This window comes from Hyphomonas sp. NPDC076881 (assembly GCF_050269995.1).
Lineage (GTDB): Bacteria > Pseudomonadota > Alphaproteobacteria > Caulobacterales > Hyphomonadaceae > Hyphomonas.
On record NZ_JBNNJJ010000012.1, the window covers coordinates 91,451 to 107,767 of the forward strand.

General features: G+C 62.6%; 16 protein-coding genes and 1 riboswitch. Of the genes, 1 reads left to right on the forward strand and 15 read right to left on the reverse strand.

Going from position 1 to position 16,317, the window contains the following annotated elements; genetic code table 11:
* Positions 1–9 precede the first annotated feature (9 nt).
* The 13 genes from gcvPB to ACQKI2_RS14330 form a co-directional block, all read right to left on the reverse strand.
* A complete protein-coding gene (gcvPB, locus tag ACQKI2_RS14270; RefSeq protein ID WP_427380271.1) occupies positions 10–1,581 on the reverse strand; it encodes an aminomethyl-transferring glycine dehydrogenase subunit GcvPB in 1,572 nt (523 codons plus the stop codon).
* On the reverse strand, positions 1,578–2,417 hold the full coding sequence (locus ACQKI2_RS14275) for an alpha/beta hydrolase (protein ID WP_427380272.1): 840 nt from the start codon (positions 2,415–2,417) through the stop codon (positions 1,578–1,580). Before ACQKI2_RS14275 ends, gcvPB begins: the two co-directional genes overlap by 4 nt.
* Positions 2,417–3,760, reverse strand: a complete 1,344-nt coding sequence (gcvPA, locus tag ACQKI2_RS14280; RefSeq protein ID WP_427380273.1) for an aminomethyl-transferring glycine dehydrogenase subunit GcvPA — start codon at positions 3,758–3,760, stop codon at positions 2,417–2,419. Before gcvPA ends, ACQKI2_RS14275 begins: the two co-directional genes overlap by 1 nt.
* Positions 3,761–3,763: 3 nt before the next feature.
* Positions 3,764–4,135 (reverse strand): glycine cleavage system protein GcvH, encoded by a 372-nt coding sequence (gene gcvH / locus ACQKI2_RS14285; protein ID WP_035598119.1) that lies wholly within the window; start codon positions 4,133–4,135, stop codon positions 3,764–3,766.
* 18 nt (positions 4,136–4,153) lie between these two features.
* Positions 4,154–5,308, reverse strand: coding sequence for a glycine cleavage system aminomethyltransferase GcvT (gene gcvT, locus ACQKI2_RS14290; RefSeq protein WP_427380274.1), 1,155 nt, complete (start codon positions 5,306–5,308; stop codon positions 4,154–4,156).
* A 172-nt stretch (positions 5,309–5,480) separates the two neighbouring features.
* A riboswitch (glycine riboswitch) is annotated at positions 5,481–5,572 on the reverse strand.
* Between the two features lie 51 nt (positions 5,573–5,623).
* The gene (locus tag ACQKI2_RS14295) at positions 5,624–6,400 is read right to left on the reverse strand and encodes an isocitrate lyase/PEP mutase family protein (RefSeq protein WP_427380275.1); all 777 of its coding nucleotides are present in this window, start codon (positions 6,398–6,400) and stop codon (positions 5,624–5,626) included.
* 123 nt (positions 6,401–6,523) lie between these two features.
* Complete coding sequence (locus ACQKI2_RS14300; protein ID WP_427380276.1) at positions 6,524–6,889, reverse strand: DUF6768 family protein; 366 nt, start codon at positions 6,887–6,889, stop codon at positions 6,524–6,526.
* On the reverse strand, positions 6,886–7,437 hold the full coding sequence (locus ACQKI2_RS14305) for an RNA polymerase sigma factor (protein WP_427380277.1): 552 nt from the start codon (positions 7,435–7,437) through the stop codon (positions 6,886–6,888). The genes ACQKI2_RS14300 and ACQKI2_RS14305 overlap by 4 nt, the downstream gene beginning before the upstream one ends.
* Positions 7,438–7,487: 50 nt before the next feature.
* On the reverse strand, positions 7,488–8,555 hold the full coding sequence (locus ACQKI2_RS14310) for an endonuclease/exonuclease/phosphatase family protein (protein ID WP_427380278.1): 1,068 nt from the start codon (positions 8,553–8,555) through the stop codon (positions 7,488–7,490).
* A 91-nt stretch (positions 8,556–8,646) separates the two neighbouring features.
* Entirely contained in the window at positions 8,647–9,789 is a 1,143-nt protein-coding gene (locus tag ACQKI2_RS14315) for a YcjF family protein (RefSeq protein ID WP_427380279.1), read from the reverse strand.
* A 228-nt stretch (positions 9,790–10,017) separates the two neighbouring features.
* Positions 10,018–10,284 (reverse strand): hypothetical protein, encoded by a 267-nt coding sequence (locus ACQKI2_RS14320; RefSeq protein ID WP_427380280.1) that lies wholly within the window; start codon positions 10,282–10,284, stop codon positions 10,018–10,020.
* 19 nt (positions 10,285–10,303) lie between these two features.
* Complete coding sequence (locus tag ACQKI2_RS14325) at positions 10,304–12,292, reverse strand: arginine--tRNA ligase (RefSeq protein ID WP_427380281.1); 1,989 nt, start codon at positions 12,290–12,292, stop codon at positions 10,304–10,306.
* A 3-nt stretch (positions 12,293–12,295) separates the two neighbouring features.
* On the reverse strand, positions 12,296–12,883 hold the full coding sequence (locus tag ACQKI2_RS14330; RefSeq protein ID WP_427380282.1) for a hypothetical protein: 588 nt from the start codon (positions 12,881–12,883) through the stop codon (positions 12,296–12,298).
* 114 nt (positions 12,884–12,997) lie between these two features.
* On the opposite strand from ACQKI2_RS14330, the gene ispH reads away from it, so the two are divergent.
* Positions 12,998–13,945, forward strand: coding sequence for a 4-hydroxy-3-methylbut-2-enyl diphosphate reductase (gene ispH / locus ACQKI2_RS14335; protein ID WP_427380283.1), 948 nt, complete (start codon positions 12,998–13,000; stop codon positions 13,943–13,945).
* A gap of 108 nt (positions 13,946–14,053) precedes the next feature.
* Here ispH and ACQKI2_RS14340 read toward each other — a convergent pair whose 3' ends face one another.
* Together ACQKI2_RS14340 and ACQKI2_RS14345 are read right to left on the reverse strand one after the other, a co-directional pair.
* The gene (locus ACQKI2_RS14340) at positions 14,054–15,058 is read right to left on the reverse strand and encodes a hypothetical protein (RefSeq protein ID WP_427380284.1); all 1,005 of its coding nucleotides are present in this window, start codon (positions 15,056–15,058) and stop codon (positions 14,054–14,056) included.
* A 566-nt stretch (positions 15,059–15,624) separates the two neighbouring features.
* Entirely contained in the window at positions 15,625–16,128 is a 504-nt protein-coding gene (locus ACQKI2_RS14345; protein WP_427380285.1) for a flavodoxin family protein, read from the reverse strand.
* Between the last annotated feature and the right edge of the window lie 189 nt (positions 16,129–16,317).

Genomic DNA, 16,317 nt, shown 5'->3' on the forward strand with positions numbered 1-16,317 from the left:
AGGCGCGGCCTATTCGGCCGCCACCTTGCTGGCGTCCGGCGCGGCCCATTTCAGCACCGGCTTGCGCGCCGCGCGCGTCTCGTCCAGGCGTTTGGCGGGGGCAAGGTAAGGCGCGCCCTTCAGCGTGTCATCGCCTTGCGCGGCGCGGCGGGCGATGGATTCCAGCGCGTCGCAGAACCGGTCCAGCTCAGCCTTGGACTCTGTCTCCGTCGGCTCGATCAGCATCGCGCCATGCACCACCAGCGGGAAATACATCGTCATCGGATGATACCCCTCATCGATCAGCGCCTTGGCGATGTCGATGGTCTCGACGCCGTCTGCGGTGAAGGCGTCAGAGAAAAGCGCCTCGTGCATGCAATAGCCATCAAAGGCCGGGCTCATCACATGCTTCAACCGCGCCTGAATGTAGTTGGCGTTGAGCACGGCATCTTCAGCGGCCTGCTTCAGCCCATCTGCGCCATGGCTGAGTATGTAGGCGAGCGCGCGCACGAACATGCCCATCTGGCCATGGAAAGCCACCATCCGGCCAAAGCTCTCGCTGGCTTCGCCCTCGGTCTGCTCAACGAGGCGGTAGATGCCGTCCTCATCCTTCGTCACGAAGGGCACAGGCGCGTAGGGGGCCAGCGCCTCGGACAGCACGGTCGGGCCAGAACCCGGTCCGCCGCCGCCATGGGGCGTGGAGAAGGTCTTGTGCAGGTTGATGTGCATCGCATCGACGCCGAGGTCGCCAGGGCGAACGCGCCCGACGATGGCGTTGAAGTTTGCCCCGTCGCAATAGAAATAGCCGCCCGCCTTGTGGATCAGATCGGCAATCTCGCGGATGTCGGTTTCAAACAGGCCACAGGTGTTCGGGTTGGTCAGCATGATGCCGGCCACGTCATCAGACTTCTCAAGTTTTGCCTTCAGGTCTGCCATATCGACACGGCCACGCTTGTTGGCCTTGATCTCGTCCACGATGAAACCGCACTGGGCGGCGGTCGCCGGGTTTGTTCCGTGGGCGGATTCCGGCACCAGCATCCGCTTGCGCACCTGGCCTTCGCCCCGCGCGATCAGCGCCTGGCGGATGGCCAGCAGGCCGCACAGCTCGCCATGCGCGCCGGCTTTCGGGCTCATGGCCACGGCAGGCATATTGGTCAGCGTCTTCAGCCAGGTTGCCAATTCGTCGATGAGTTCCAGCGCGCCCTGCACGGTTGCCTGCGGCTGCAGCGGGTGAATGTCGCCAAAGCCGGGCAGGCGGGCCATCTTCTCGTTGAGGCGCGGATTGTGCTTCATCGTGCACGATCCGAGAGGAAAAAGCCCAAGATCGATGGCATAATTCTTCTGGGAAAGGCGCATGTAGTGGCGCACAGCCTGCGGCTCGGAAAGGCCGGGCAGGCCGGTGTCCACCTTGCGGGCCACGCCGCCGAGGCGGGATTTGAGGCCCTTGGGTTTGGGCAGGTCGACACCGGTCGTTTCGGGTGTGCCGATCTCGAACAGAAGATCTTCATGCTGAAGAAGCCCGCGCGAGCCAGAAACGGTCTCGATGGCCGCGGCGGAGACGGAAACGGGCGCCGTGGGGCGGCCTTGGGAGTTCATGGTCATGTCGGTGTCACCTCAGCTGATACGGTGAAAGGGCAATCGGGATAAAGCGGGGCGAGGAAGGGCCAGATGGCTTCCTCATAAAGGCCATCGCGCACGAGTGTATTGTGGTCGGAGCCTTCGAAAAGTTTGTAGGTTTTGGGTTCGTTCGCCTTGTCGAAAAGGCGTCTAGATTGGCTGGCGGGGATAAGGCGGTCAGAAGTGCCATGCGCGACAAGCAAGGGTGCGTTCACGGCGCCGATATCGCGGTCGCTGTAGAAGGAATGCCGAACCAGCATCCCAACAGGCAGGTCGGCAGCTTTGCTGTTGAACAGGTCTCTGATGGAGTAATAGGGCGCTTCAAGGATGAGAGCGCCCGGATTTTGTTTCGATGCAAGCCGGACAGCTGGACCGCTCCCGATGGAGAAACCCTCTATCACAATGTCGCTAGGCGCATGACCGCTACTTATGAGCCAATCCCATGCGGCTGTTGCATCAAGATGGAAGCCTTGTTCTGAAGGCTTTCCAGTTGAGCCGGAATAGCCACGCCAGGCGAGAGCCAGCATGCCAGCGCCGTTTTCATGGATACGCTGATAACGCCATCTGTCACGGTCGAGGCGACTGGCATTGCCATGAAAGAAAAGAAGCACCGGACAACCAGCCTGTGGCGGGCTATACCATGCCACAAGCTGTTCGCCGTCGCCTGAAGGGAATTCCACCACCTCGATATAGTCTGCTTCCGGATCAAGTCTCTGTGGGTCTGGATGAAACAGCAGGGAATCCTGAGCGGCAAACAAGGCGCACGCCCCCATCAGAGGAATTGCCAGAGCAATCATGATGAGAACGCGCAGCGAAGGCATCACACGATCTCCTTCAGAGCGTCGGCATAGGCGGCGATATCGTCCGCTGTCGTGCATTCGGTGGCGGCGACGAGGATAACGTCACCCAGATGGCCGCCGGGGAAAAGGCGGGAGGCGCGCACGCCGCCCACGATGCCGGCTTCGTCCAGCATGGCGAGCACGGCTTCGGCGTCCATCGGTGTGCGGATGGCAAACTCGTTGAAGAAGCGCGGGGTGAGCACTTCAACGCCCTTCACCGAGGAGAGCGCGTCGGCCAACTCGATGGCCGCTTCATGGTTCAGCTCTGCCAGTTGCTTCAGGCCCTTGCCGCCCAGCAGCGTCATGTGAGACGTGAAGGCGAGGGCGCAGAGGCCGGAGTTTGTGCAGATGTTCGAGGTCGCCTTGTCGCGGCGGATATGCTGCTCGCGGGTGGAGAGCGTCAGCACGAAGCCGCGATTTCCGTCCGCGTCCACCGTTTCGCCGCAGAGGCGGCCCGGCATCTGGCGCACCAGCTTGTCGCGCACCGAGAAGAGGCCAACATAAGGCCCGCCGAAATTCAGGCCATTGCCGATGGACTGGCCTTCGCCGGCGGCAATGTCTGCGCCCATTTCGCCGGGCGGGGTGACGAGGCCAAGGCTGACCGCTTCGGTGAACACCGAGACGAGCAGGGCGCCCTTGCCATGGGCGGCGTCCGCCACAGAAGAGAGATCCGTCACCGTGCCGAACACGTTAGGGCTCTGGCCGATGACGCAGGCAGTCTCTCCGTCCACGGCCTTAGCCAGCTCGCCCTCGCCATCAATGGCCACGGGGAGCTGCACCACGTCCAGCCCCTGCGCTTCGCAGAGCAGGCGCGTGGCGGCGGCGTAGTGCGGATGCAGACCGCCGGAAAGGATCACCTTCTTGCGGCGGGTGACGCGCGCGGCCATCACGGCGGCCTCGGCGCAGGCGGTCGAGCCATCATACATCGAGGCGTTGGCCACATCCATGGCGGTCAGCGCGGCAACCTGGGTCTGGAATTCGAACAGGGTCTGCAGCGTGCCCTGCGCGATTTCCGGCTGATAGGGCGTGTAGGTCGTCAGGAATTCCGAGCGCTGGATGATCATGTCCACCGAAGCGGGCACATGATGCTTGTAGGCGCCCGCGCCGACGAAGAAGGGGCCGGAGGAGGCCGACCGGTTCTTCGCGGCGAGCCTGGTCAGGTGCCGCTCGACCGCGAGTTCGCCCTGATGGTCGGGTAGGCCGGCAACCTTGCCCTTCAGGCGGGCGGCTTCGGGAACATCCGTGTAAAAATCATCGACGGACTTTGCGCCGATGGTGGCCAGCATGCTGGCGCGATCCTCAGGCGTGAGCGGCAGGTAGCGCATGTATCAGAGACCTTCGCAATAGGCGGTGTAGGCAGCTTCATCCATCAGGCCGTCAAGCTCGCCGGCGTCGGCAATCTTGATGCGGACGAACCAGGCGTCGCCCTCGGCGGCTTCGTTGACCTTTTCCGGCGCATCGGCAAGCCCGGTATTGGCCTCAACCACGGAGCCGGAAATCGGGGCGTAAACGTCAGACGCGGCCTTGACGCTCTCGACCACGGCAAAGCCGTCGCCCTTGGCAATCTTGGCGCCGCTCTCGGGAAGCTCGACATAGACAACATCGCCCAGCTGGCCGGCGGCATAGGCGGTGATGCCCACGGTGCCGGTGTCGCCCTCGACGCGGATCCATTCATGGTCTTTGGTGTAATAGGTGGTCATGTGCGTGCCCCTTCTGGTCTAGCGTTTGTAATTTTGCGGAACGAATGGAAGGGCGGCCACTTCGGCGGGGCGTGCCTTTCCGCGAACGATGAGATCGATCTTTGTGCCGGGCGTGGCATACGCGGCGGCGATATAGCCCATGGCCACGGGGCCATCCACGCTGGGGCCGAAACCGCCGGAGGTGATGGTGCCAACGGTCTCGCCGCCCACCTGAATTTCAGTGCCTTCCCGCGCGGGCGCGCGCTCCAGCGGGCGGATGCCGACGCGCTTGCGGGCGGGGCCTTCCTTCAACTCGCGGAGAATGCGCGCCGCGCCGGGGAAATCTCCTGCCTCACGGCGGCGCTTCTGGATCACCCAGCCGAGGTCTGCTTCAATGGGGGAGATGTCCGGGGCGAGGTCGTGGCCATAGAGGCACAGCCCGGATTCCAGGCGCAGCGAATCGCGCGCGCCCAGGCCAATGGGCTTGACCCGCTCGTCCGTATACATCTCTTCAATCAGCGGCAGGCCGGCCTCTGCCGGGATCAGCACTTCAAAGCCGTCTTCGCCGGTATAGCCGCAGCGCGAGACGATACAGCGCTGGCCGTTCATTTCAAACGGCATGTGGTGCATGAATTTCAGCTCTTCGCAGCCGGGGAAGAAATCGGTCATCACATCCACGGCCTTCGGGCCCTGCAGCGCGAAGAGGATGCGGTCGTCCGCGCGCGTCAGCACGGCCTTGCCGGCCAGCGCCTTCTCGAAGATGCCCCAGTCCTGCTCCTTCATCGCGCCATTGACGACGATGTAGAGCGTGCCCTGGGCCTCGTCGCCAATCGGGCGGGTGATGATCAGGTCATCCAGGATGCCGCCGTCTTCATTCAGCAGAACCGTCAGGCGCGCCTGACCAGGCTTGAGGCTGGTGATGTCGGAGGGGACGAGCGTTTCGATCAGCGCGGCAATCTCGGCATGGGCCGCGTCGCCCCCGCCAATGCCCGCTTCCAGCGTCAGGAAGCAGGGGCCCATATGCGACACATCGAACAGGCCGGCCTGACTGCGGGTCCACAGGTGTTCGGCCATCACCCCTTCAAACTGGACGGGCATTTCATAACCGGCAAACGGCACGAGCTTGCCGCCCATCTTGACGTGGGAAGCGTAAAGCGGCGTGCGCTTCAGGTTTTCTGTTGAGGCCTCGGCCATGGCGCCCTTCCATAGAGTGACGGACACAGCGCGGCAGCGCTGCTTAGGTCCGTCGCCCCCGCTGTCCGGGCGCCTGAGAGATTCCGCTTTTCCCGACCCACTCATCCTGAGCGAAGTCGAAGGACAGCTTGCTCCTTCGGCGAGGCGTGTTGCAGCCTCTTTCCAGCGTGTTGACCCTCTTCCGGCCCTTTTGCCTGAGCGTTTCCGGGGCGGTTGCGCCTTCGGCGGCGGCTACCGAATGCCGCTCTCTCCCGGAAGAGGATGATGTCAGGGTCAGCTAGCCCGGATTCTCGGGCGCGGCAAGGGCCGGGCGTGTTAGCCCGCTTCGCCCGCGCGTTTTGCATAGGAAGTGAGCGTTGCCATCGCCGCCCGCCATGGGAACGGGCCATAGCTGATACGCCGCACGCCCGCCTCGGCCAGCGCCCGGAAGGAAACCGCCTCCGGCCCGGCCATCACATTCACCGGCAGGGGAGAGCCCGCGCACACCTGGCGGATGAGCGACATGTCCCGCAGGCCCGGCACGAAGAAGCTGCTGGCGCCCGCCTCGGCATACGCCTCTCCGCGCGCGATCACGCTGGCGATCAGCGCGTCATGCGCTTCGGGTTTGGCGTTGAGGCAGATATCGGTGCGCGCATTGATCCAGAAGCCGGGCAGCTTTGCCTCCGCCGCCTGGCGCGCGGCGCGGATGCGGGCGGCGGCCTCCTCCAGCGGGCGCACGCCTGCGCCATCGCCGGCCGGATAGCCATCCTCCAGATTGATGCCGACGGCGCCGGCATCGATGACGCGGCCAATATTCTCGCGGAGCCCCGCTTCCCCCGCCGCATAACCGGCTTCAAAGTCCAGCGAGACGGGCAGATCCACCGCGCCGGTAATCCGCGCGGCATTCTCCAGCACGGCGTCCAGCGGCACCGTCTCGCCATCGCCAAAGCCGAGCGCCCCGCCCACCGAGGCGCTGCCCGTGGCCAGCGCGGCAGCGCCGGCGGCGGCCACAGTGCGGGCAGAGCCGGCATCCCAGATGTTCACCAGCACCAGCGGCGTGTCCCCGCCATGCAACTGGCGGAACAGAGCAAGCTTCTCGGTCTGTGTGGGCATGGGGCGGCTCCTTATGTGGCGCGTGGCAAAGCAACGGCTTGCCAGCGCCTGCGTTCCGCCGCGACCCGTTTCTTGCGGGTTTGAGTGTCAGCAGAAGGCGGCGACCCGGCAATTGAGATTTGCTCAGGCCGCGCGGTGCATCAGGCGCAGCTCGAGGCGTTTGAGTTCACGCAAGGTGGCCAGGTGGTTCATCCGCAGCCAGAACCAGGTCTTGATCATGCCGGTCGCCACCATGGCGAAGACAAAGCCCGCCAGCCACAGGCCAACCTGCTGAACGCTGGCTGCCCGGCTGATCTCCACCGCGCACCAGATCATGCCCAAGAAAAAGACAAAGCCCAGCATGAAGGCAAAGCCGGTCCAGAATTTCATCGGGCCGGTAAAGGTTGCGCCCAACTGGCCGAACAGGCTTTCGCCTTCCTCCAGGGTTTTCAGGAACGCCTCGTCCTCGGCGCTGAGGCTTTCTTTCAGGCGTGTTTCAAAACTCGTCATGTCAGGTCTCCTTCAAGAAGCACTTTCAGGTGTTGGCGCGCATGAAAGATGCGCGATTTGGCCGTGCCGACCGGAACGCCGGTGGCGGCGGCTGTTTCGGCAAGGGTGAGGCCCTCGCTGAAATAGAGGATGGCGGCGATGCGATGCTCGGGGCTGAGTTGGCCCAGCGCCTCCAGGATCGCATGGCGCAGCGGCGCGGCCGCAGCGATGGCAGGCTCCGCAGTCTCCGCCTCCAGGGCCGGGGCGAAATACCGTCGCTCACCGCTTCGCCGCCGGATGCGGTCAGCGCATTTGCGGGTGAGGATGCCGTATGCCCAGCCCGGAAACATCGCCGGATCAGACAGGCGCATCCAGCCCCGGCAGATGCCGCCCCAGGCTTCCTGCGCCGCCTCGCGCGCTTCCTCACTATCGCCCAGCATCCGCCGCGCCGCGCGCAGCAGCCGGGGATGCCAGCGCGCCGCCAGGCGTTCGCCCGCCCGCACATCGCCCCCGCGCACGAGCGTGACGAGCAATTCGTCATAAATTCTGTCTGTATCGCTCAGTGCCATGCCGCGCCCTTGTCTTTCATAGGGATAGTCGCGCGGGGCCGCCGAAAGGTTCAATCCGCCGGAGGGCTGCTGTCTTCAGGCACGGGCTCATCGGTGCGCCGCAGCAGGGCCACCACGGGCTGGTGATCGGTAAACCGGAAACCAAGATCAATGCCGCGCACCTCATCCACCGCCACATTGGGGGAGGCGACAAAGCCGTCGATGATCGTCGTATAGTTCACGCCTGCCGTGTAAGGCTGCTCATTGGTGCGGGTGGTGGGCACGGCCGGGTCGATCAGGATCTGCCAGCCCCGGCGCAGGGTTTCCTGCGGAAAATCATGCACCCAGAAGAGGGCTTCCTCCGCGCTGGTATAGGCAAAGTCTGTCTGCGCCAGGCGCATGTTCCAGTCCCCGCCGATCACCACCGCCGCGCCCTGCTGGTAATAGGATTGCGCCAGATCCAGCACCTCGCGCAGCTGCCGCATCCGCGTATTGGCGCCCTCGTCAAAGGCGGAAAGATGCACATTGATGATCACCCAGGGCTGCCCGCTGACCTCCAGTTCGGTAACCTGCAGATGATAGCGCCGCTGGATGAAGCCCATGATCGGTTCAGGCTCCTCCGAAAGGCGCACCAGCTCTGTCTCGTCCGCCGCCACCTTCAGGAATGTGCCAAGCCCGTGGCGCATCGAAAGCGGGCCGGGGAAAAGCCGTGTGCGGATGTCTGAGGAAAAGACCATGCCATAACCGGGCAGCGCCGCCTTCACGCCGCCCAGCACATCGACATTGTGATTGAGGAAGCCCCGCGCGGCGAGTTCCTGCATCAGGAGGATGTCCGGCACTTCTTCCCGCAGCACGCCCTGAATGCCGGCCAGGTTTTTCTCCACCGCCTTGCGGCCCGGCGGGCGCAGCATCTCGCCGCCATCCATCTGGAAATCGGATTCTTCGCCAAGCCCCGAATAGCCGATATTCCAGATCATCAGCTTCAGCGGCGCCTGCGCGGCGGGCAGGGCAGAGGGCGCTGCCTCCCGCCGCTCCGGAATGCCTTCATCGGTCAGCGTCACGAAGATCGCCGCGCCCGCATAGAGCGCCGCCAGCATCACCAGCAGGGAGACGTAGACGAGTATCCTGCGCAGCCACATGTGCCCACCCGGTCAGCCATCATCCACCCGCGCCTATCTAGAACGGGGCAGGGCGCCTGTGTCCAGCCGCGCAGCTGACGCAGCGTTCACTTTATGCGCCGCCGGCCATTCTGCCGCCGCCAAACCAGCTGCGGATCAGTTCCCAGGTGCTGCGCGAGCCGGCCATCACGCGCTCTGTGGCGCGGGAAGCGTGGGTGGTGAGGCCGCCAACCCGTTTCAGAAGATCGCTAATCACCGAGCCCGATTCGGCCTTCACCTCCTGCAGCGCGCCTTCGGAAATCGCCGCAGCCTGCACCGCCGTCCAGCCCTTGAAGCTGCGGCAGCGGCGCTTGGCGAGATAGCCGAGCTTCAACGTCATCATGGCGTTGATGCCGCCATCCATCACCGGTCCGGCAATCAGCCCGCCCATCCGGCCGAGCAGGCTGCCGACAACCTCGCCGGTAATGTCGGTCACATCCTCCAGCGCGCGGGCGGCCACCACGATGGCGGCCACATCGCGCAGGATGCGCAGGCTGCCCATCAGGTGCGGCCGGCCGAAATAGATGCGCGAAACGCGCGCCACCAGATTGGCATTGCGCCACAGCACGATGAAGGCATCCACCGTGCCATTCATCGAGATGGCCGTCGCCACGCCCACGCCGACGGCCTCGGCATGGATGATCTGGTTCACGCGGCGGTCGAGCGGGGCGAGCAGCGCCTCGATATGCGCCCGCTCAAATGTCTGGAGTTCCAGAGACAGGGCGAGAGCTTCTTCCGGCTTGGCGCGGCCAGCGCGCGCGGCGAGGGCTTTCCCCTTGGCGATGGCGTCTTCGATGGCGGCGCGCTCGGCCTGCACTTCGGGATTGGCCGCCAGCATCTTCAGATAGCGGACGTCATAGCTGAGGCGCGCCGCAATCGCCTTCGGGTCCGGCGCCTTGGGATCAATCAGAATGTCCGGCGGCCGGGCCGCCACCGGCATGGAAAGAAACGCCGCAACGGGCCGCGCCACCAGCCAGGCCAGCGCCGCAGTCAGCGCCACAATGTAAACAAACCCCGCCACCGGATGGATATCATCAAACAGCCGGTAGAAGAGGTATCCCTGCCCAATCACCATCAGGAAAGCGATCCCCACCGCCACCGAGGCAGCCACCTTCAAAACCCGCCACCCCTGCGCCCATTGCGCGGCAAGCTCCCATTGCTGCGGCGGCTTCTCGGCAAGCGGCGAAGCAGGAACCGGAACGGGCGCGTTGGCCATGAGCAGTGTCCTCCAGGCTGAAGAAAAGGGCTTAACCTTCTTCAGGTGGGAAGACTGCGAGCGGCGGCAAGCGTTTCGCAGCAGTTAGGCAGCGCCTCGAACGGCTCATCCTGAGCGAAGTCGAAGGACGAGCCGGGGCTTGCGGAGCGCTGCTTGGTGCATCCTTCGACTTCGCTCAGGATGAGCGTTGGTCTGTGTCGCTATAGCTTCAATCAGGTGCCTGCACGCTCAGCGTGCTGCCGCTTGTGAATACCAATCTATAATTTCCTGAGCTTCCTTTTCGGCTTCCGCCAGTGTGGCATACAGGCCCGATTCAAAATCACTTGGCCAAAGGCCACCTACGACTGGTTCGTTTTCATCTGCTGGTGAGGGGCCGTAATATTTTTGCCAACGCTCATGGACAAATCTTGCGTGTCCTTGCTTGTCGACAAAAAATGCTACAGCTCGCCTTCCATCGTTACTTACGGTTCGATGATATAACGACCATGCTGGCATTCGAGATATCCTTAAACGGTCACATCCGCTCCGGCACATCAATCCCAAGCAGCCCCAGCCCCGTCTCCAGCTGGTGGCGCACAGCGTCTGCCAGCGCGAGCCGGCTAGCGCGTTTCTCGCTGTCTGTTTCCGAGGCAATCGGCAGCGCCGCGTAAAAGCTGCTGAACGCCTGAGCGAGGCTGTAAAGGTGCTCACACAGAATATGCGGCATCCGCTTTTCGCGGGCGCCGAGCAGGGCGGCGCCGAAGCCGTCGAGCTGCAGCACGAGGGCGCGTTCGGCGTCTTCGGAAACCATTACCTTGCCCGCAGAATGGCCGTTCTCGGCGGCCTTGCGCAGCACCGATTTCACGCGCACGGCGGCATACATCAGGTAAGGTCCGGTCTTGCCTTCAAAGCTCGTGAAGCGGTCAAGGTCGAACACATAATTCGTCGTCCGCGTGTTTACTAAGTCTGCAAATCGAAGCGCGGCCACCGCAATAGGCTGCACGTATCGATCCAGCAAGTATTCAGCAACCCCTCTGGCAAGCTTATCTTCTTGGAAAACAGGAAGAGGGTCAGCCAAAAACATATTGGCTAGAATATTTGAGATCTGGTTCCTTTTTTTTGCATCGTCATTCCACTCTTTTCGGTTCTGCCGCGCTTCTTTCAATACATCTAAGTCTGATGACAATTGTTCCAGTCGTTTCATCTCGTCCACAAGAACGGACATTAGACCTTCATGAATAATGATTTCACCAGTACTGGCTTCTTTTCTCATCAGCTTGGCTATTACAGCCTGAACGGTCATTTGACTTAAATCAGCCAGGCGCAGCACGCCGCCTTCGCGCGTCTTGAAGGGCTTGCCGTCCGGCCCGTTCACGGTGCCAAAGCCGATATGTTCCAGCCTGTCCTCGGCGATCAGGCCGAGCAGGCCCGCCGCGCGGAACACCTGCTCGAAGTGCAGCGCCTGGCGCTGGTCCACCACATAGAGCATCCGCTCCGGAAGCGGCTTCAGATTGTCCATCCGGTCAAGGATCGTGGCAAGGTCGGTCGTGTGATAGCCCGTGCCGCCCCGGCTGTTGACCAGCATGACAGGCGGCATCTCTTTCTTGTCACTTTCCCGCGCCACCGGCACGATCCATGCGCCATCGCTCAGCTCGGCAAGGCCGGCGTCCTTGAAGCGCTCGACCAGGCCGGGGATGAGGCCATCCACATCGCTCTCGCCCTTCCAGAGGTCGAACGAGACATTGAGGAAGCCATAGTCTTTCTTCAGCGCTTCCACCGAAACATCGATGAAATGGCGCAGCAGCGCGCGATAGCCCGCCCGGCCTGCCTGCATTTCGGCGACGGCCTTCTGGCTGCGCTCATTGCGCGCCTCATCCGCCTTCGCCTTGTTGCTCGCCTGCGGATAAAGCCGGCCGAGATCGTCGATGGTGACGGGCGGCTCAGCCGGGTAGGGGCCGGTATAGGCGTCGTCGAAATAGATCAGATCCGGCTGCTCGTCCTGCAGCTCGGTTACAAGGTGCCCCATCTGCAGGCCCCAGTCGCCAAGGTGCACGTCAGAGGTCACCTCATCGCCCAGGAAGCTGAGCAGGCGCTGCAGCGTATCGCCGATTACGGCAGAGCGCAGATGGCCCACATGCATGGGCTTGGCCACATTCGCCCCGCCAAAGTCGATCACCGTCACGGCTGCGTCCGCAGCCTTCTCCGCCCCCGCCATCGCGTCCCCGCGCACGCCCTCGGCCCGCGCAGACAGCGCCGCGTCCGATACCCGCAGGTTGATAAAGCCCGGCCCCGCCACTTCGGCAGACAGCACGCTGGGGTGTTCTTTCAGCTTCGCGGCAATCTCCCCGGCAATCTCGCGCGGGTTCTTGCCCGCTGCCTTCGCCGCCGCCATCGCGCCGTTGCACTGGAAGTCTGCCAGCTCCGGCTTGTCGCTGCGGCGCACCTCGCCGAAACGCGCCTCCAGCCCCATGGCGTCGAAGGCGGCGCCAGCGGCTGCCGATAGCTCCTTGGCAAGGCTGGCCATGGCTTACTCCGCCAGCTTCGCGCCCGCATCGAGGCGGAAACGCTTGCCGGCGCGGTTGAATTCCAGCTGCTCGGGCGTCAGGTCAAAGCCCACCACCACCTCGAAGTTCACCCCCGAGATCGAGCCATCGGCGCGCGGGATGGAGATACGGTTCACCAGTTCGGTCTTGCCGGTCACCGGTTTGCCGCGGAACTCGCCCTGGCTGGCGAAGGTCTCCTTGGCCAGAACCTTGCCATTGCGGCGCGTCACCGCCACGAAATACGGGTAGGTGTGGCTGTCGCCATCCGCCCTCGGGCCCTTGCCATAGGCAAAGTCGATCTCGATCTCGGCGGCCAGCGGAATGTCGTCGGTATAGCGGCAATAGATGCGCACATCGGTGATCTCGCCGGTAAAGGCGATATCCGAGTAAAGCTCGCCCGAACCATCGGCGAATTTCACATACCGGGCCGCGTCATAGACAGAGCCGACCACCGGGCAGGGGCCGGCGTTCGGCGTATTGTCGAGGCTCTGCGCCAGGCGGCTGCTGCGGCAGCCGGTCACCGCCGTGGCGGCCAGGAACGTAGCGGCGAGGATCAGGGCAGTTCTGCGCATGCGTCGGCGTGTCCATCTTGGCCTTATGCAAAGGCCTGTCCATGTGATAACCCGCCCCGTGTTAAAGGCCTTGCGGCGCCCACGCAACGCATTCGGCGCAGGAGACGTGCCCAGATGACGACGAAACCGCCCCTCACCCTGCGCCTGGCCGCCCCGCGCGGCTTCTGCGCCGGGGTGGACCGCGCCATCCAGATCGTCGAGGAGGCCCTGAAAAAGTGGGGCGCCCCGGTCTATGTGCGCCACGAAATCGTGCACAACCGGCATGTGGTGGAGCGGCTGGAGGCCCTGGGCGCCGTCTTCGTGGAGGAGCTGGAAGAATGCCCGGATGACCGCCCGGTCATCTTCTCCGCCCATGGCGTGCCCAAATCGGTCCCCGCCGAGGCGCGCCAGCGCAACATGATCTATGTCGACGCAACCTGCCCCCTCGTCTCCAAGGTACATGTCGAGGCGGCCCGCCATCATGACCAGGCCCGCGAGATCCTCCTCATCGGCCATGCCGGCCACCCCGAAGTCATCGGCACCATGGGCCAGCTTCCCGAAGGCGCCGTCACCTTGATCGAGACTGTGGAAGACGCGCGCGCCTACCAGCCGAAAAACCCCGCCAACCTGGCCTTCCTCACCCAGACAACGCTGAGCGTGGACGACACCGCCGAAATCGTCGGCGCCCTGCAGGAACGCTTCCCCGGCATCGCCGTGCCCCACAAGGAAGACATCTGCTACGCCACCACCAATCGTCAGGATGCTGTCAAAGTCCTCGCGCCGGGCGCGGGTCTTGTTCTGGTGATCGGTGCCCGGACGAGTTCAAACTCCGTCCGCCTCGTCGAAGTCGCCCTCCGCGCCGGCGCCGCAAGGGCAGAACTGATCGCCTCCGCCGAAAACATAGACTGGTCCTGGTTCGAAGGCGTTTCAGTGCTCGGCCTAACCGCCGGCGCCAGCGCCCCCGAAGACCTGGTGCAAGGCGTCATCGACGCCTGCCGCGAACGCTTCGACGTGACCGTGGAAACGGTGAAAACCGCAGACGAAACCGTGACATTCAAACTGCCGCGGGTGTTGGCGGGGTAATCCGTAGGGCGGGTCGAGCGAAGCGATACCCGCCATCCCACGCCGCCGCAAACCGGTGGGTATCGCTCCGCTCAACCCACCCGGCGATTGCCACCGGTCTCGGGGGCTTCAGTAACCAGCCCAGAAATCTATCAGTTCAAATCCGTCCGTATACTCAATACCATAAATAGACGTCCCAACTCCCAGGTATTCATATGTAGCCATAAGGCGTTGCCTAAAGTTTTTATCTCTTGTTATGAATGCGCTGCACAAACTGCCCCATGACGCGTGACTCAAGTCTGACGCGCTGGATTTGAACTGCCGCTCTTTTCGTAGTTTCTTGTCGGGGAAATACCCGATCATGTTCAACATTAGCATCATATTACGAACTTTGTCAGGAACCGTGTACGGTTCACGGGTGATCGGATTCAAACCTTTGATTTGAAAGAAGTCGTCGATATCAGTGTATCGAAGCTGTGTTGGCGAGGCCTGAATTAGTGCCCATATCCGCTCAATCACTTTGCTTGCTGTAATTTTGTTGAGTTCCTGCAAGTTTAGTCCAAGTGCTTTTTGGAACTGCAAGGCTGGCGAAGAGCTTGCTCCCGATCCCATCGCTTGCTCCAAAACGTCTTCGTCAAGAACTCCGGCCGAGTTTGGCAACAAGCTGACAAGTGCATCGATCTCACTTTGAGTTAGGCCAGTGTCATTCAGTGCGCTGCTCAAGGTGTGCGATAGGGCGATCATCTGATCGTCCAATATGTTTTGATAGCTCTTGTCTTGTTGACCTCCGAACGACTTATGTAGGCTCGCGAGGCCATTTAAACCCGGTGACATGAAGAATGGATCACTCCGCAGCTCTTCAAACCGCTGCCTAGGATTTTGTGGCCCCCATAGAAATCGATCAGTCTGCTTAAAATTGATCAACTCACGGCAAACTCGAACCGTATGGAATTTTTCGAGATTTCCAAGGATGCGATCCTCAAGTCCTACGGATCGGATAATCTCCAATATGGTTTCGTCAGAGTACGCAATACTTACGGTGTCTCTCCATATCTCATATTTATCTGAATTGATGATAGCCTCAATGGGCTCACAAAGCAGGTTCTGATCGAAATAAATAAGCGGGCGACTCATTCTTTGCCTCACGGTAATCTTATGCTGGATGTGACGCATGGGGCGCCTTAGGGGGCGCCCGGTCTCAATGCTCCGTCTTTGTCGTCCGATTCGCAGCGGTTCGGCTCAGCTTCCCGCATCAGGACAACAAAGAGGCGTCTTGCAAGTCCCGTATTCAATTCCCATGTCCTTATCGACAACCACTTCGGGGGTTGGGGCGGGTTCGAACCCCGCGACGGTCCTAGTTCTGATTGCCCTTCTGAGTCTCATTCGAGAAATCCTCGATAAACGAAAGGAGGACATCATGAACAAAAAGCGGAAGACGAAACTGAAGTCTAAAGCCTGCTCCGTTAAGAGTTGCAAAATTGAACTAGAAAAGGTCGCGCTAAGCGTTGTCGAAACAACCTGGGCGGTTGGGGCTAGTGTCGTTGCGGCTATTGGATACTCCTCCCTCACCCTTCGAGTTGAGCGCTCTTATGGCGCTCAACTCCTTCATTCTTTCGATTGAAATGGGGTAAGCCAATGAAGTCGGGCACGGGTAGCATTTCGCTTCACTTAATGTACCCTATGGCCATCCGATCTACCCCTCACCAAATCCCACTTCCAATCCCCGCCGCCATCCCCGCGCCCAGCTCCCGGCATTGCGCCAGCACATCCTCGCCCAGCACCTTCGGCGCCAGAATTTCCTCCGCCGTCTGAGCGCGGGTGTTGACGATCAGGGGCGGTTGCACGTCCCGCAATCGCCAGCCCTTGCAGATGCGCGCCGCTTGCCGCGCGGCGCCGTCTCCGTCGCTGCCCGCCGCGATCATCAGGGCGTAGGGGCGCCCTTCGATCCGTCCGAGCACGGGATAATAGCAGCGGTCAAAGAACTCCTTCATCTCGCCTGAAAGGCTGGCCAGGTTTTCCGGCGCGGCGAAGAGATAGCCATCGGCGGCCAGCAAATCCTCCGCCTGCGCCGCCCGCGCGGGCACGAGCCGCGCCCTGCACGCCTCCTCTCCCTCTGCCAGCGCCTGCGCCCCCTCAAACGCCGCCCGCGCCATCGCCTCGGCGGTCCCCGTACGCGAATGCCAGATGATCAGAAGCTGTTTCATGGGGGCAGGATAGGGGGCGCCGCGCGCCGTGTCACTTGGCTCCCCTCTCCCCCTGGGGAGAGGGGCTGGGGGTGAGGGGGCGCAACGCTAGGGGTGGTCTGCCTGGCTAGGGGCCCCCGGCCCCCCCCAACACCACCCCCAGGGGATAGGGGGGGGGGTTGGGTGTGGCCCCCCGGCGGCCGGCCGCCC

What these genes read in the sequence shown, in the direction of transcription:
- ACQKI2_RS14345 (WP_427380285.1), bottom strand. Translation starts at nt 16,128, where the DNA reads ATGAAACAGCTTCTGATCATCTGGCATTCGCGTACGGGGACCGCCGAG.
- gcvPA (WP_427380273.1), bottom strand. Translation starts at nt 3,760, where the DNA reads ATGCGCTACCTGCCGCTCACGCCTGAGGATCGCGCCAGCATGCTGGCC.
- ispH (WP_427380283.1), top strand. Translation starts at nt 12,998, where the DNA reads ATGACGACGAAACCGCCCCTCACCCTGCGCCTGGCCGCCCCGCGCGGC.
- ACQKI2_RS14300 (WP_427380276.1), bottom strand. Translation starts at nt 6,889, where the DNA reads ATGACGAGTTTTGAAACACGCCTGAAAGAAAGCCTCAGCGCCGAGGAC.
- ACQKI2_RS14305 (WP_427380277.1), bottom strand. Translation starts at nt 7,437, where the DNA reads ATGGCACTGAGCGATACAGACAGAATTTATGACGAATTGCTCGTCACG.
- ACQKI2_RS14310 (WP_427380278.1), bottom strand. Translation starts at nt 8,555, where the DNA reads ATGTGGCTGCGCAGGATACTCGTCTACGTCTCCCTGCTGGTGATGCTG.
- gcvPB (WP_427380271.1), bottom strand. Translation starts at nt 1,581, where the DNA reads ATGACCATGAACTCCCAAGGCCGCCCCACGGCGCCCGTTTCCGTCTCC.
- ACQKI2_RS14340 (WP_427380284.1), bottom strand. Translation starts at nt 15,058, where the DNA reads ATGAGTCGCCCGCTTATTTATTTCGATCAGAACCTGCTTTGTGAGCCC.
- ACQKI2_RS14275 (WP_427380272.1), bottom strand. Translation starts at nt 2,417, where the DNA reads ATGCCTTCGCTGCGCGTTCTCATCATGATTGCTCTGGCAATTCCTCTG.
- ACQKI2_RS14325 (WP_427380281.1), bottom strand. Translation starts at nt 12,292, where the DNA reads ATGGCCAGCCTTGCCAAGGAGCTATCGGCAGCCGCTGGCGCCGCCTTC.
- ACQKI2_RS14320 (WP_427380280.1), bottom strand. Translation starts at nt 10,284, where the DNA reads ATGCCAGCATGGTCGTTATATCATCGAACCGTAAGTAACGATGGAAGG.
- ACQKI2_RS14295 (WP_427380275.1), bottom strand. Translation starts at nt 6,400, where the DNA reads ATGCCCACACAGACCGAGAAGCTTGCTCTGTTCCGCCAGTTGCATGGC.
- ACQKI2_RS14330 (WP_427380282.1), bottom strand. Translation starts at nt 12,883, where the DNA reads ATGCGCAGAACTGCCCTGATCCTCGCCGCTACGTTCCTGGCCGCCACG.
- ACQKI2_RS14315 (WP_427380279.1), bottom strand. Translation starts at nt 9,789, where the DNA reads ATGGCCAACGCGCCCGTTCCGGTTCCTGCTTCGCCGCTTGCCGAGAAG.
- gcvT (WP_427380274.1), bottom strand. Translation starts at nt 5,308, where the DNA reads ATGGCCGAGGCCTCAACAGAAAACCTGAAGCGCACGCCGCTTTACGCT.
- gcvH (WP_035598119.1), bottom strand. Translation starts at nt 4,135, where the DNA reads ATGACCACCTATTACACCAAAGACCATGAATGGATCCGCGTCGAGGGC.